Source organism: Variovorax sp. 770b2 (genome assembly GCF_900115685.1).
In the GTDB taxonomy this organism is placed as follows: Bacteria; Pseudomonadota; Gammaproteobacteria; order Burkholderiales; family Burkholderiaceae_C; genus Variovorax.
The window spans coordinates 390,332-403,125 of the sequence record NZ_FOXJ01000004.1; the positions used below are offsets into that span (position 1 = coordinate 390,332).

At 61.3% G+C, this 12,794-nt stretch carries 13 protein-coding genes; 11 read left to right on the forward strand and 2 right to left on the reverse strand.

The window, feature by feature from the left end; all coding sequences use genetic code 11:
* Positions 1-3: 3 nt before the first annotated feature.
* Both BM133_RS23535 and pilV read right to left on the reverse strand, forming a co-directional pair.
* Positions 4-975 carry a PilW family protein gene (locus BM133_RS23535; protein WP_093439085.1) on the reverse strand — a complete coding sequence of 324 codons (972 nt, stop codon included), beginning with the start codon at positions 973-975 and terminating at the stop codon, positions 4-6.
* A 5-nt stretch (positions 976-980) separates the two neighbouring features.
* Positions 981-1,652 (reverse strand): type IV pilus modification protein PilV, encoded by a 672-nt coding sequence (gene pilV, locus BM133_RS23540; protein WP_177224922.1) that lies wholly within the window; start codon positions 1,650-1,652, stop codon positions 981-983.
* Positions 1,653-2,998: 1,346 nt separating this feature from the next.
* Here pilV and BM133_RS23545 point away from each other — a divergent pair.
* The 11 genes from BM133_RS23545 to BM133_RS23595 all read left to right on the forward strand — a co-directional run bounded on the left by BM133_RS23545 (position 2,999) and on the right by BM133_RS23595 (position 12,719).
* Positions 2,999-4,546 carry a class I SAM-dependent methyltransferase gene (locus BM133_RS23545; protein ID WP_093439090.1) on the forward strand — a complete coding sequence of 516 codons (1,548 nt, stop codon included), beginning with the start codon at positions 2,999-3,001 and terminating at the stop codon, positions 4,544-4,546.
* A gap of 144 nt (positions 4,547-4,690) precedes the next feature.
* Positions 4,691-6,709, forward strand: a complete 2,019-nt coding sequence (gene sctC, locus BM133_RS23550; RefSeq protein ID WP_093439093.1) for a type III secretion system outer membrane ring subunit SctC — start codon at positions 4,691-4,693, stop codon at positions 6,707-6,709.
* Positions 6,706-7,800, forward strand: coding sequence for a hypothetical protein (locus BM133_RS23555; RefSeq protein ID WP_143100196.1), 1,095 nt, complete (start codon positions 6,706-6,708; stop codon positions 7,798-7,800). Before sctC ends, BM133_RS23555 begins: the two co-directional genes overlap by 4 nt.
* Positions 7,797-8,072 (forward strand): hypothetical protein, encoded by a 276-nt coding sequence (locus BM133_RS23560; RefSeq protein WP_093439098.1) that lies wholly within the window; start codon positions 7,797-7,799, stop codon positions 8,070-8,072. Before BM133_RS23555 ends, BM133_RS23560 begins: the two co-directional genes overlap by 4 nt.
* A gap of 41 nt (positions 8,073-8,113) precedes the next feature.
* A complete protein-coding gene (locus BM133_RS23565; protein WP_093439100.1) occupies positions 8,114-8,563 on the forward strand; it encodes an HrpB1 family type III secretion system apparatus protein in 450 nt (149 codons plus the stop codon).
* A gap of 92 nt (positions 8,564-8,655) precedes the next feature.
* On the forward strand, positions 8,656-8,889 hold the full coding sequence (locus BM133_RS23570) for a hypothetical protein (RefSeq protein WP_143100197.1): 234 nt from the start codon (positions 8,656-8,658) through the stop codon (positions 8,887-8,889).
* 657 nt (positions 8,890-9,546) lie between these two features.
* A complete protein-coding gene (locus BM133_RS23580; protein WP_093439108.1) occupies positions 9,547-10,008 on the forward strand; it encodes an HrpB1 family type III secretion system apparatus protein in 462 nt (153 codons plus the stop codon).
* A 59-nt stretch (positions 10,009-10,067) separates the two neighbouring features.
* Complete coding sequence (locus tag BM133_RS34780) at positions 10,068-10,487, forward strand: hypothetical protein (protein WP_143100198.1); 420 nt, start codon at positions 10,068-10,070, stop codon at positions 10,485-10,487.
* A 14-nt stretch (positions 10,488-10,501) separates the two neighbouring features.
* Positions 10,502-11,317 (forward strand): type III secretion system inner membrane ring lipoprotein SctJ, encoded by an 816-nt coding sequence (sctJ, locus tag BM133_RS23585; protein ID WP_093439110.1) that lies wholly within the window; start codon positions 10,502-10,504, stop codon positions 11,315-11,317.
* On the forward strand, positions 11,314-11,994 hold the full coding sequence (locus tag BM133_RS23590; protein ID WP_093439113.1) for a type III secretion protein HrpB4: 681 nt from the start codon (positions 11,314-11,316) through the stop codon (positions 11,992-11,994). The genes sctJ and BM133_RS23590 overlap by 4 nt, the downstream gene beginning before the upstream one ends.
* Positions 11,952-12,719 (forward strand): FliH/SctL family protein, encoded by a 768-nt coding sequence (locus BM133_RS23595; protein ID WP_093439115.1) that lies wholly within the window; start codon positions 11,952-11,954, stop codon positions 12,717-12,719. The genes BM133_RS23590 and BM133_RS23595 overlap by 43 nt, the downstream gene beginning before the upstream one ends.
* Positions 12,720-12,794: the final 75 nt, after the last annotated feature.

The window sequence follows — 12,794 nt, forward strand, 5'->3', positions numbered from 1 at the left end:
ACCTCATGCGGGCGCCCTCAGCGGATTGCGGATGACCACGGTCTGCGTCACCGCGCGGCGCAGTCGCCCGTCGTCGGTTGGCGTGAAGCTCACGTCGTCGAACTCGGCACCCAAGGGCTTGATGGTCTCCGGCGCGCTCCCCGTGCGAGCTGCGCCGGAGGCGCTGCGAATCACCATGCCGATGCGAACTGCCGTCACCCTGCGCCACTTCTCGATCTCGGTCCTGGCGCCGGCGATCTCCGCATCCTTGATCTGTCCGGCATCCATCCATGCGTTCGGCGTCATGTCTGCGTCGTTGTCCGTGTCCACGCCATACACGACCTTGAACACCTCGACCCCGCGTACCACGGAGACAGATTTGAATGCGCCGCTGTTGTCGCGGTACTTGCAGAACAGTTCCGGTTCGCCCGCAGTTCCCTGCGCAACATAGAAAACACTCCAGGCCCGATCGTCCAGAGAAGGTGATGCGCCCGGAGGCTCGGGCTGTAAGCCCGCACAATTGATCATGGTTCCGTCCGACTGGTCACTGTCGCCGACCTCCCAGTCGGCACGAGCGAAGAAGCGGACCATCAACGAATCGTTGCCCAGATCTCCTCTGGGCGCGCTGTCGTTCGTGCCATAGCCGATTGCTGACGCCGGCACTGCACTGCCTACACGCGTTGCGCCGGCCAAGCTCAGGTCGTAGATGCTGCCGGTTGGTGCCAAGGTGAGTGCGCTCGCTACAGCGCGCGTGTCCACGTCGGGCGTGTAGTCGGTATACGCCGACTGCTGGACGATAGTCCTTACCAGATAGCTCGCAAAGCGCGAGGAGTCCTGCAAGGCCTGGGACTGGGAGTCGGTGGTGAAAAGCTGCTTGCTTGCAATGAAGCCCGCACTTGCCACCAGCACAACCAGCAGTCCCAAGGCCATGGAGACCATCAGTTCGACCAATGTCAGGCCTCGCTGAGCCCGCGATATGCGTTCGATGCTTTTCATGCGTCTCAACTCGGCGGACTGGTGCCGGCATAACTCTGGCCGGGAGCCAGCGGAAATACGATGCGTGGAGCGAGATCCGCCCCCTTGTCTATCGTCGATTGCTCCGCGCGACTATTGTCGCGAGGCGTCCAGCCGATCTTGACGACCAAGATGCCGGCGTTGCTGCACTCCCAGTCGTAGGAGCCATCGGCCTTGAGTGCGGCGTTGTCAAAACACACAGCCACCTTAGCGCCCGGCAGCGCCTTATCGATGCGTGCCACCCACTCACGCGCATCCCATGCGGCAAGCTCCTGCGGCTCGCATGCGATGCTGCTGCAGTTCTTTCCGGTGGAAGCGGGGGTCGCATCACCCGGGTTGCGCCTGAGCAGGTATTTGTTCTTGGCCGCGTCGGTGGAAACGGCAACCGTCTTGTTGGTCCGAACTTTTTCGGAGAACTCGCGTGAGAAATTCACAGCGGCAGTGAAGTTGCCCGATTCCGTGGTGGTGCGCATGGCCTGCAACAACATGCCGGCAGCCCCGAGCAAACCCAGCATCAGCACCGCGATGGAAACCAGAACCTCCAGCAGCGAAAACCCGTGCCCGTTCCGTCGCTGCCGACCTCTGTCGCAACGGGTCATTGCCTTGCAGGCTCCCGCGATAGAAGGGGGACCAATGGCAATGAAGCGAGGCGTCGTCAAGTTTGTTTCTCGCTGATTTCTTGCAAGGGGGGGAGGTTCGCCGTGGAGCATCCAGTCTGAGCCACCCCGGGTGGATTCGCGCCGATCGATGCGAAGGTATGTCGCGTTTTGCGAAGACATGTACTCTGCCGAAAAACTTCGAACCCGGAGCGGGCGGAGTCGTGAAGCGAGCATTGAGGTGAGCTATGGGTTTTGGCGGCCCTAAGCACGGCCGGCCGACAGATTCCCGGACCGATTGCATAGATGCGCCGAAATATGCTCATGATCTTGAAGGTTCGGAGAACTCTATGACTGACCGTCCCCCGAACTTCGTCGGGGCTCGGCTGCCTGTGCAGGTTCAGCTGCCTCGCCCATTCCCTTGGGTAGCGTTTGGGAGTGCCGAATCGAGGGACCAGAGTGATTGTGTAGGCCTTGGCTCTTCGCCCATAACTTCGCTTTCACGGCGGGCCTTCTTCGCTCAACTCGAAATTCATGCGTATCGAAAGATGCTTCGCGTAACAGGTCTTCTCTTCGCCTGCTCGCGATGATGGAGGAGTGCTTCTTCGTAAAAACAGATATCTTGGGCGTCTCAACATGGCATTGAAATTCGCGGGATCGAAGTCCCAACACCTCAAGGGTCCGAAAGCGGCGGAAAGTACCTCAAATGGCGAATGAGCACCGAGTGCAATCAGGCCCTTCTTGATGGCGTAGACCGCTACGCGAAGGAGAAGGGGCGCGGCGGCGTTTCGTTCTGCATGTATGGTGGGCCTAACGCACTGGATCAAAGTCAGGAGAATCGCTCCAGCAGTTCCCGGATATCGCATGAAACAAGGGAAACTCGCACCTGTATAAATGCAAATGACCGTCGGCGCACGGGCGGGCGCCGTGCAGCCTCCATGAACAGATCGGCGGATAGCGACGTGCCTTATGTTTGTTGAAAGGGCATCGTCACTGCGGCCTCGAGTTGTTTAAGCGGTCGTCGATCACGCACCTGCTTTCCGCTCGGGTATAGATGTCGATCATTCAGGCCCATCGTAGTGCGCCTGGCCAGCGAGGCTTGGTGGATTTTCTTCCGTATCGCACCAACGAGTTCCGCTTCGATACCAGCAATTCACGATCGCTCGCAATTGAGCGGGCGACGTTCGTTGGATATTCTGGAACGCGTTGAGAAGTCCCAAAAAAGAATCTTCGAAACCCTTCTCCGACGAGGGCGGCAGTAGCCAATTGTCAGAAACCGCGAAGAAGGGAGGGCCGCACATAGCGGGCGCGTGTTCGTTATTACTGCGGGCACTTCGCCAGCCCACCGTTGCTATCGAAATCACCTGACTAACCTGAATTTGATCATCAGTAAAACCAGGAGTGAAGCGATGGCTTGGAACGAAGGTTACGTCGTGAAAGAGGCGTACACCAGCGGCTACTACCGTAGGCAGAGCCCCGTCTACCTGAGCGCGGCATGCGCGCTCAACGGTTTCGAGCCTGTGGATACGCGCAAGCCCTTCACGTATTTCGAACTCGGCTCGGGACAGGGTTTTACCTCGAACGTCATCGCGGCGAGCAACCCGCACGCGCAATTCTTTGCGGCCGATTTCATGCCGGAGCATGTGGCGACGGGCCGAGAACTTGCAACCGCCGCCCGATTGAGGAACGTGACGCACCTAGAGAAAAGCTTTGCGCAACTGGCGGCCGGCGAGGTCGACCTTCCGGGCCTCGATTTCATCACCATGCACGGCGTCTACTCATGGATCAATGCCGTGAACCGTCGTCATATCGTCGACTTTATCGCGCGCTACCTCAAGCCCGGTGGCATCGTCTATGTGAGCTACAACGCGCTGCCGGGATGGTCGATTGCGGCGCCGCTGCAGCGTCTGGTGCTCGAACACGCGCGTGTTCGGCCCGGGAGCCCGGGCACGCAGGTCGCGGGGGCAAAGGACCTGATCGACCGGTTGTCCCGAGCCGAGGCGTTGTACTTTTCATCCAGTCACGCGAACCCGATCCTGCATCACAGGCTCGAGTCGTGGGCAAGGGAAAAACCGACATACCTGGCCCACGAATACCTCAATGAATCGTGGCAGGCGCTCTATCACGCCGATGTCGTGCGCGACATGGCTGAAGCCAAGCTCGAATTCGCGGTCTCCGCGGAGCTGAGCACCAACGTAGATCCCAGCGAGTTGCCGCCGGCGCAGCGCGAGATCATCGAATCCGTCGACGACCCGGTGATGCGGGAGACCTTGCTCGACTACTTGCAGAACACTGCTTTTCGAAGCGACATTTTCATCAAAGGTGCACGCCGCACGAGTGCGGCGCGGCGCCGCCAATGGTTGGGGCAGATCGGCATCGCGCTGACGGTGCCGCGCCAGCATGCGACGCTGGGCGAGTTGGTGAAGGATGCGAATGCGGCCGGCGGTTTCATCGGTCCGATTCTCGATCTGCTCGAGCGCGGACCGATGTCTGTCCTGGATATCGTCGAGCACATCGGCTGCGCGCCAAAAACGATCTTCAACATCATCATCCTGCTCGAGTGGCACAGCCAGGGTGCGCCATTCCTATTGAATCCCGATCCGATCCGCAAGGCCGCGTCGTGGCGCCTGAACGCCGAGATAGCGCTGGACGCCATGTTGAATGACCGTTATCGGGTGCTGGCCTCGCCCTTGCTCGGAACCGGTGTGGCTGCGAGCCCGCTGCAGCGGCTCGTGTATCACGCGCTTCGGCACGATCCATATTCGGTGAACATCGAGGCGATCGCGCATTGGAGCTGCCAGGCGATTGCCGACCAGCGTTCTCCCCAGGGTGTGCCAGTCGCAGCGGGTGCGGAGCCATTGCCAGTCGGCAATGCCGAGCTGCCGGAGATCCGCCGCCAAGTGGGGGAAATCCTCGCGCTGCATCAACCCGTCTGGCAGCAGCTCCACATGATCTGAGCAGGCGAGTTGCGCACAGATTCGCGTTACAGCTTGCCTCTTCGCTTGTTGCGCAATGACAGTCCGATCTACGACTTACCGTAGTGACCTGAGAGTGCGGCGCACCTGCTGCACCGATGACGAAAAACTGGAGTTCAACCTGTCATGCGATCCGCATTAATCCTGGCTATTGCGCTGATGACTCAGGCTTTCGCCGCGCACGCGGAACTGCCAAGCACGCGCTTCACCTATCGCGCTGATGGCAAGCGACTCACGGAGGTGCTGCAGGATTTTGCCGCCTCGCAGACTATCTCAATAGTCATCGATGCGGGCGTCGATGGCTCCGTCAACGGGCAGTTCGACGCCAAGCCTGCGGCGTTCCTCGATGCGCTCGGCAAGAGCTACGGAATCATCTGGTACTACGACGGTGTGACCTTGTTCGTGTACCCATCGCGCATGATGCAGAGCCGCCTTTTCCGCATGCGCGGCTACTCTCGCGACAGCGTAAGCCACATGCTTTCTTCGATGGGGCTGGGCGACCCGCGCTTTCCACTGCGCTTCAACGATGCGGAGCAGACTCTACTCGCGTATGGCCCGCCTCGGCATATCGAACTCGTGCAGACCGTCATCGATACGCTAGACGGCACCGCCCGGGATCGCGTGGGCGCTGCCATTCGGGTGTTCCCGCTGACCAACGTCACGGCGTCAGACCGGGTGTCGGGCAACGTCCGGGTCCCGGGCTTGGCGACCACGCTCAACAACCTGTTCACTCGGGGGGCGCGAGCTGCAGGGGGGGCGCCGGAGGCCAACTCGGCGGGGGGCGCCGACACGTCTTCGAATGGAAATCCGAGCAAGCGCCGCGCGATGGAGATGGCTTACGGTGCGCGTGCCGCGGACCCTCAGGGCGGATCTGCCCGCAAGGACGGCGTGCGCGATGCGGCGGGGCGGCTGATCGTGCCTGAAGTCGGCGGCGAGGTCTCGCAGGATGACGTGCCTTTCTTTCAGGCGGACGAAGCATCGAATTCGATCATCGTGCGCGGCGTGCCTGAGCGGATGAACCAGTACCAGGAGCTCATTCGCCAACTCGACGTGCCGCAGGCGCTCGTGGAGATAGAGGCGACGATCATCGACGTGAGCAGCGAATCCTACGATTCGCTCGGTATCGAGTGGGAGTTCTCGCGGTCCGCGGGCGGCAGTCTTGCCGTGTCGTCGGGCAGTCCGAGCGTGGGAACGAGCAATGGTCCTGCGGTGAACATTGGCCTACCGAACGTGACTACGCTGATCTCCAATGCGGGACGCTCGTTGCTCGCACGTATCCGTGCACTGGAGAGCACGGGCAATGCACGCATCATTGCGCATCCCAAGGTGCTAGGCACCGCCAACCGCATGGCCAGCATGATCGACAAGCGACAGGCGTCGGTTCGTGTCGCTGGAAATCTGGATGTCGGCCTGTACACCGTGGAGGCAGGCACCACGTTGCAGGTCATGCCTCAGATCGTGCTCAATGGCGGCCGCAGAGAGGTTCGGCTGTCGCTATATATCGAGGACGGCAGCTTCGAGGGCGCGCTTGTCGATTCCATCCCGATCATCAAGAAGACCGAGATCCGTACTGATGCAGCCTTGTTGGAAGGTGAGAGCTTGCTCATCGGAGGCATCTCCGTCGAGACTGACACCACCGGGCGCAGTGGCCTGCCGGGCCTGTCGAAGGTGCCGCTGGTCGGAGGGTTGTTCCGTCATGACGAGGGCGTCAAGTCCAGGCGTGAACGACTCTTTCTGATCACGCCGAAACTCGTGAGCCTGAAGCCGGCGGTGGAATTGCGGCCTTCAGAGACCTCGTCGCTGCCGTCTGTGGGGGGGGCTGCGCCGGTTTCAGCGCAGCCCCCGGCCGCGCCAGCTGTAGCCGTGCCTGCGCCGGTCGCTCCGCAATCCTCTGTTGTGCTGCCTGTAGAGGTGCCTGCGCCAGTCTCGTCGCAACCCTCTGCCGTGCTGCCGGTGGAGGTTCCCGCACCGGTCGCGCCGCAACCCCGAGCCTCCGGCAAGAGCACGCATACGGCGCAGTCGGACCAGGCAGCTGTAGAGCCGCCCGCTCTCGTTCTTCTGGAGGCCGCAATGCCCGGCAATGCGCTGTCCCTAGCGCAGTACGTCGCCGACCTGGATTCCGCAGTCGAATGGAGCGCGCGATGAAACGCCTGCGCATCCTGACCGGCCAGCACGTCGGCGCGCATCTGGATCTCTCCCAGGGGTCCCATGTCATCGGCGCCCACAGCGACGCCGACGTCGTGATCACCGATTGGTCATTCGCACCGGTCTTGCTGTGCGTGTCCGGCGAATCCGTCACCGCCAGCTGGCAGGAGACACCGCCGGCCGATGCCGAAGGCGCCGGGCGCAAGCCGGTCGAGCGAAGCATGGTTCTCGCCGAGCTCGCGCCGCGGGAATTCGATGGAATCGTGTTGTGCGTGGGTCCGCGCAAGAGGCCCTGGCCCAATGACGTGCAATTGCTCTCGGCCGTGTTTTCACCACCTCGAAAGAGTGTGGTGCGCTGGGTTCGGGAGGGGCCATTCGCAAGACTCCTGCCTTGGCTCTTCACCGCGGCGATGGCGGCTTCCATCGGGCTCCTGTGGCCCGGATTCGAGGCAAGGTCGCAATCGGTTCCCGAGCCGACACTCGAGGAGGCGAGGGTCATTCTTCAGCGCGCCCTCGACAAGGTATCGCCGGGCGAGCTGACTGCGTCGATCGAGCTTCGAACCATCTATGTGAATGGCCTTGTCGAAGATGGCCAGCACGCCGCGGCGGCGCGCGCAACGCTAGCCGCCGCGCGTGTTCCCTACACGGTCGTGTCCCGTTTTGCCGTGGCCACCGACATTGCTGAAACCATTCGCGGCGCGGCGGGGCTGATGAATGCAAGCGTGCGTCACAACGGCGGAGGCGTATTCAGCGTGGTGGCCGACGTGACCGACGAGCGCGCCGCACGTGCATCCATCGATCGCATCGGTGCCGACCTTTCACCTGTGGTGAAGACGATCAACGCGAGCTTGTCGAAGACCCTCGGCAACGATCCGATGGGTCCGATCCTCTCTCGCATGGACCAGGACCGCCTGTCGGTCGTCCAGACCCGCGACGGCGTCAAGCACATTGCAATGGCTGGCGCCTTGCTGGAGGTCGACCTGAACGATTCCGCACCTGTTTCCGAAATACCGGCTGCACTCGCCGCATCGGCCCGACCCGGGACGACGAGTGACTCCCCAGCCCTCCCCCGCAAAGGAAAGACACCATGACCACCACCGAAGCATTGAACCCACCAGCCAGCCTTATCGACGACTTCAAGGATCTGCAGACAACCATCCTTCAGGACATTGAGGGAAGCAAGACGCGTGAACTCGTCGAGTACTTCGGCCAGGCGGAATTGAAGAGCCGCGAAATGCAACTGCGCACGGTCGACTATGGCCAGAAACAGCATGCCCAATTGCTGTGCGACGCATTCGCGGCCTCATCGCGGATTCTTCTGATGGCTTGGCGCAAGGCCCACGGCGCGGAGTTGCACGTCTGAACGCCAGGCCTTTCACCGACGAACACACCAGGAATTTCACGATGAATGTCGCAGCCCAGTACGGTCTTCCTCTCTCGCCCGCGCCACTGCCGGCGCAGCCACAGCGCAGTTCCGCCGCGTACCAAGTCGAACTGGTGCGCAGGCTGGTTTCCACCATGATGGTCGGCCAGATGCACGCGCAGTTCGACGATGTTGCATACCTTTTTCGCACGCTCTCGACGATGCTGGGGGACAACAGGCATCTGCGCATCACCTTGGCGCTCGCGAGCGCTATCGGTGGCGAGACGCAACCGGCGCGTGAACTGCTCACTGAGGGCATGGACGATTGGCCGGGCGCAGAGAGCGCCAAGATCTCCGTGGCTCTGGCATTGAAGATTGCCGGAGACCCAGAGTGGATTCGCCTGTGCGAGGAGACCTTGGCCGTCAGTAACGACGGCGACGCGCGGCGCTTTGCGCGACAGCTGCTGGATCAAGCTGATTCAAGAACCTAAGCGCCTTTCACAGCCGGCGCTTGTGGGGCATGTGCTCATCGAGCACGCGCGCCGAATGGCTGTATTTTCATCAACCCGAAAGTTTTTTCATCATGAGCCATCTTCTTAGCCCGTCCACCAACGTCAACGCCAACAGTGTCAAGGGCGCCGCCGGCGCCGAGGTCACCTCCGCTACGGGAATGGCTGGCGCCCATTCCGTGGTGAACACACGACTCGCAGACGCCAACAAGAATCTCGAGGATATTGAGGCAATGGGGACGATGGAAGCGGTCTTCAATCTTCGTAAGGCCAGCATCAATTTGCTCAAGGCCACCTCGCAGGCGTAATCAGCAAGCATTGTTCAACTATCAAGAGAGCCAAAATGATAAATGCGACAGGTCCGAACCTCGCCTTTCTAAAGCCGCATGGCGGCCATACCGGAAGTCCCACGTCAAAAGCCCTAGACGGCCTAGAGGAACTACTGGGAAAACTGAAAAAAGCGTGCGATGAGGCCAGATCGGCAAGTCAAGACACGCAAAATTCACCGCCTGGATTTTCGCTCGACGACCTAATCCGTAAGCTCTTCGGTCAAGGGGATTCCGAAGGTGCCGGTGCTGGCCAAGGCTCGGGCGGCAGCCAAGGTGCCGGTGCTGGCCAAGGCTCGGGGGGCAGCCAAGGGGCTGGTGCCGGCCAAGGGGCGGAGGGCAGTCAAGGGGCTGGCGCCAGCCAAGGCCCAGAGGGCAGTCAAGGACCCGATCAAAGTGGGCCTCCGGGTGGCGCGCAGAAAGCGCAAGACAGCTTGCTGGATTTGCTCTCGAAGCTCGTGGAACTGCTTAAAGCAATGCAAAGCCAAGGTCAAGGCCAAGGCCAAGGCTCCGAAAATTCGGAGTTAAAGCCGACGGTCTGAAGCCCGCTCTCGGTCACGTCCCGTCGTCGACGGCACGTGACCATTGCGACGGATATCCAACATTTTCAAGAGTTCGGGAAAAGAACCGGGGAACCGTATGAATTCAGCATCCGCCGACCAGCAGCTCGTAGACGCGCTAGTTGGAGTGTTCTATGTAGGAATTGAGTTAGAGGTAAGTGAACACACTCTGCCGGTGCTGCGGGGGATTCGGAAACTACGCCCGGGTTTGCCGTTGCTCGCCGTCGCAGAAGCTCAACAGCTGAGCGAGTGCAACGACCTTCAGTCGGCTCGCGTGTTGCTCGAAGAAACGGATGCGAAGAATCCCGACACGCCCATTGTGAAAGCCGTGCTTGCATTCGTGTTGCGTCAGCAGCGCAATGGCCTCTGGCAGGCCTACGTCAAGGAAGCTCGCGAACTGCCAGCCGATGAGAAGGCAAACGCTATTCTCGATTGCCTTGATCGCCTCGAACGTGGAGACCCTTTCGAGGTCTCCAAGGTCGAGGCCCCGGAGGATTGCAGCCCATTCGCCATGTCGCACTACATGGGGACGCGGTGTTGACCAGACCGTATCCGCTCCGACTTCGGTTTTCAATCAGCTATCTCACGTAGGACTTTGCCATGTCTCCCGTCGAACCACTTTCCGCCGTTGCTGCTGCGAACGTAACGCTATCGGCCACAGTCAGTCCGTCGTTGGTGCAAACAGCGCCTTCCTCGCCCAACAGCCCTTCCGTGGAGGAGTTGACGAGCCGTTTTCGAACGATGATGGAATCGCCTCATGCAGTGAATGCCGCACCGCCGACACCTCAAGACAGTGCATTGACGTACATGATGGCCGACGGCAATGATCCTATGAAACACGCCGAACAAAAAATAGTGAGTTTGCGAGAGCAGGCCCCTTTCATGACTCCATCCGAACTGACGATGGCAACAATCGAACTCAGCAATTCGGTTTCAATCGATACGTTTCGCATGCAGGCAGCCACTTCAATAGCTTCCGGCGCAAACAAGAGCTTGCAGTCTCTGTTGAAGAATCAGTGAAAAAAATTCTAGCCATGCGTGAGTTCACGGGTCTTAAGTTGTGCGCGTCTGTACGGCAGTCGTCTTGCGCAGCGCTTCTGTGGGCATGTACCGCGCTCGCGCTGGTGGGGTGCAAGGAAGACCTTTACTCGAAGCTCGCCGAGGCGGACGCCAACGAGATGCTCGGCGTGCTGTTAAATGCCGAGATCACCGCGGCAAAGAAGTCTCCCGACGGCAAGACCTGGACGATCTCGGTCGAGGGCGAGCAACTTGGCGAAGCGCTTCTGGTGCTGCGCGCCAACGGGCTGCCCGCGCAGGCCCACCAGAGCCTGGGCGACGTGTTCAAGAAGGACGGGCTGATCTCCACGCCGACCGAAGAACGCGTGCGGTTCATCCACGGCGTTTCGCAGGAACTGGCTGCCACGTTGACATCGATCGACGGCGTGATCACTGCGCGCGTGCACGTCGTGCTGCCCAACAACGATCCGTTGGCCAAGGACGTGAAGCCGTCGAGCGCGTCGGTGTTTATCAAGCATCGGCCCGACGTCAATGTCTCCACGCTCACGCCGGTGGTGAAGAACCTAGTGATGCGCAGCGTGGAGGGGCTGTCTTACGACAATGTCAATGTGACTGTCGTCGCGGCAGCGCCGATGGAGATGGCCGCGCGGCATCGTGTCGAGAAAATCCGACCCGTGCCTGTCGTCTGGGTTCTGGCGCTCGCCCTGGCGGGCGCGCTCCTGGCGCTCCTGGTGACCGCGTTGCTACGCCCGGCCTGGTTTCCCCCGGCGTGGCGCGAGCGGTTCGTCAAGCCGCGCGGGGCATCCCCTGATGTGCGAAAGCCCGCATCATGAAGACGTCGCTGGCGCGGTTGCTGCAAGCAGTGGACCGCAAGGCGGCATCGTGGCAGGTCGATCTGCATCCAGCCTGGGTCGACAAAGCGTTTGGACACCTCGGCGATCAGGCAGCGGCTTCGTCCGCGCGTCTGCCGCCAGGCCGGCAGGCTGCTCTGCTCGAGGCCATCTTCGGCCTTGCCTGGCCATCGCTCGCAGAATTTCGCGATCCGGTGCACCGGTTGGTGTTGCTGGACCGGGACAGTTTGCTGAAGGTGCTTGCCGTGTTCGCGCTCGACACGCGGCGCGAGAGCATTCGCCGCTCCGTCGGGCGCGCGGTGCGCAAGCTCCTGATCGATGGCGTGGGTGAAAGCGCCTACGAGAAACTGACGAGTACGACGATGCGCGGCCTCCAGGTGTCTAACCCGCTTGCGGTGCCGGATGTCGCGCAGGAACGGCTGGCGGCAGAAGGTTTTCGCCTAATGCGCGACGAGGGGGTGTGGCATCACCCGGTGCTCACGCGGATGGCCAGGCTGAGCCTGCCGTTGACCCTGCCCGAGGCCCCTTTGCGGCTTGACGGGGCTGCCCCGGAGCCGGCGAGCCGATCCATCGTTCGCGTGATCGAAGGTCTTCCTCAATATTTTCCGGAGCTCGAATGGTTGTTTGGTTCAGATATGGATCGTGCACTGTCGGCGTAGAGGACGGCATCGTCCGCGCTGCCGATTTCACCCAGCTGACGGAGTTGATCGATGCGATGCGAACGGTGCAGGACGTGCATGGCCGTCTACTCGAGGACGCGGAGCAGGAAGTCGCACAGCTGCGCTCCGAAGCCATCGCAGAGGTTCAGGCGCAGTTGTCGGCGGCGCAGACCGAGCGGGAGCGTGCGTACGGGGAAGGACTGGCACAAGGGCTTGAACGTGCCGCCGAGCAATGGACGGAGGGCGCGTTGCTTGAAGCTGCATCGACCCAGCGAACCCTGGTGCGCCAGACAGAGCGCCTGAGCCGGATCGTCTCTCTGGCGCTGGAGCACATTTTCGAACAGGAGGACCGCGTGACGCTGTTCAGCCGCTCGCTCAATGCGATCTCCAGGCTCGTGCAGGATGTGCCGATGGCAACACTTCGTGTGTGCCCCGCGGAACTCGAAAATGCGCTTGCGGCGGTTTCGGTGTTCGCGCCTTGTACGTCCGGCAGGTTGCAGATCGAGGTCAAGCCCGACTCCGATCTAGCGCCCGGCAGCTGTCTTTTCGAGTCCGACCAGGGCCTGATCGACGCGGGCTTGCAGACCCAGTTGGAAGCGATCCAGCGCGCGATGGACCGGGCCGCGCAGCACATGGTGCTCCAGATGCAGGGAGAGCGACTCGCCGGCGACGGCGAAGCGCAGTCGTCCGACAGTTCGAACTTCGCGATTCTGGACGAGGCTTAGACGCCTTTCGTTCGGTTTGGCGTTGCCTGCTTCGCCAAGCGCGGTGCTCCGCGAGCCGAGAGTCTTCATAGTTCG

What these genes read in the sequence shown, in the direction of transcription:
- BM133_RS23580 (WP_093439108.1), top strand. Translation starts at nt 9,547, where the DNA reads ATGAATTCAGCATCCGCCGACCAGCAGCTCGTAGACGCGCTAGTTGGA.
- sctC (WP_093439093.1), top strand. Translation starts at nt 4,691, where the DNA reads ATGCGATCCGCATTAATCCTGGCTATTGCGCTGATGACTCAGGCTTTC.
- BM133_RS23595 (WP_093439115.1), top strand. Translation starts at nt 11,952, where the DNA reads ATGGTTGTTTGGTTCAGATATGGATCGTGCACTGTCGGCGTAGAGGAC.
- BM133_RS23570 (WP_143100197.1), top strand. Translation starts at nt 8,656, where the DNA reads ATGAGCCATCTTCTTAGCCCGTCCACCAACGTCAACGCCAACAGTGTC.
- BM133_RS23545 (WP_093439090.1), top strand. Translation starts at nt 2,999, where the DNA reads ATGGCTTGGAACGAAGGTTACGTCGTGAAAGAGGCGTACACCAGCGGC.
- BM133_RS34780 (WP_143100198.1), top strand. Translation starts at nt 10,068, where the DNA reads ATGTCTCCCGTCGAACCACTTTCCGCCGTTGCTGCTGCGAACGTAACG.
- BM133_RS23565 (WP_093439100.1), top strand. Translation starts at nt 8,114, where the DNA reads ATGAATGTCGCAGCCCAGTACGGTCTTCCTCTCTCGCCCGCGCCACTG.
- BM133_RS23555 (WP_143100196.1), top strand. Translation starts at nt 6,706, where the DNA reads ATGAAACGCCTGCGCATCCTGACCGGCCAGCACGTCGGCGCGCATCTG.
- BM133_RS23560 (WP_093439098.1), top strand. Translation starts at nt 7,797, where the DNA reads ATGACCACCACCGAAGCATTGAACCCACCAGCCAGCCTTATCGACGAC.
- BM133_RS23590 (WP_093439113.1), top strand. Translation starts at nt 11,314, where the DNA reads ATGAAGACGTCGCTGGCGCGGTTGCTGCAAGCAGTGGACCGCAAGGCG.
- sctJ (WP_093439110.1), top strand. Translation starts at nt 10,502, where the DNA reads ATGCGTGAGTTCACGGGTCTTAAGTTGTGCGCGTCTGTACGGCAGTCG.
- BM133_RS23535 (WP_093439085.1), bottom strand. Translation starts at nt 975, where the DNA reads ATGAAAAGCATCGAACGCATATCGCGGGCTCAGCGAGGCCTGACATTG.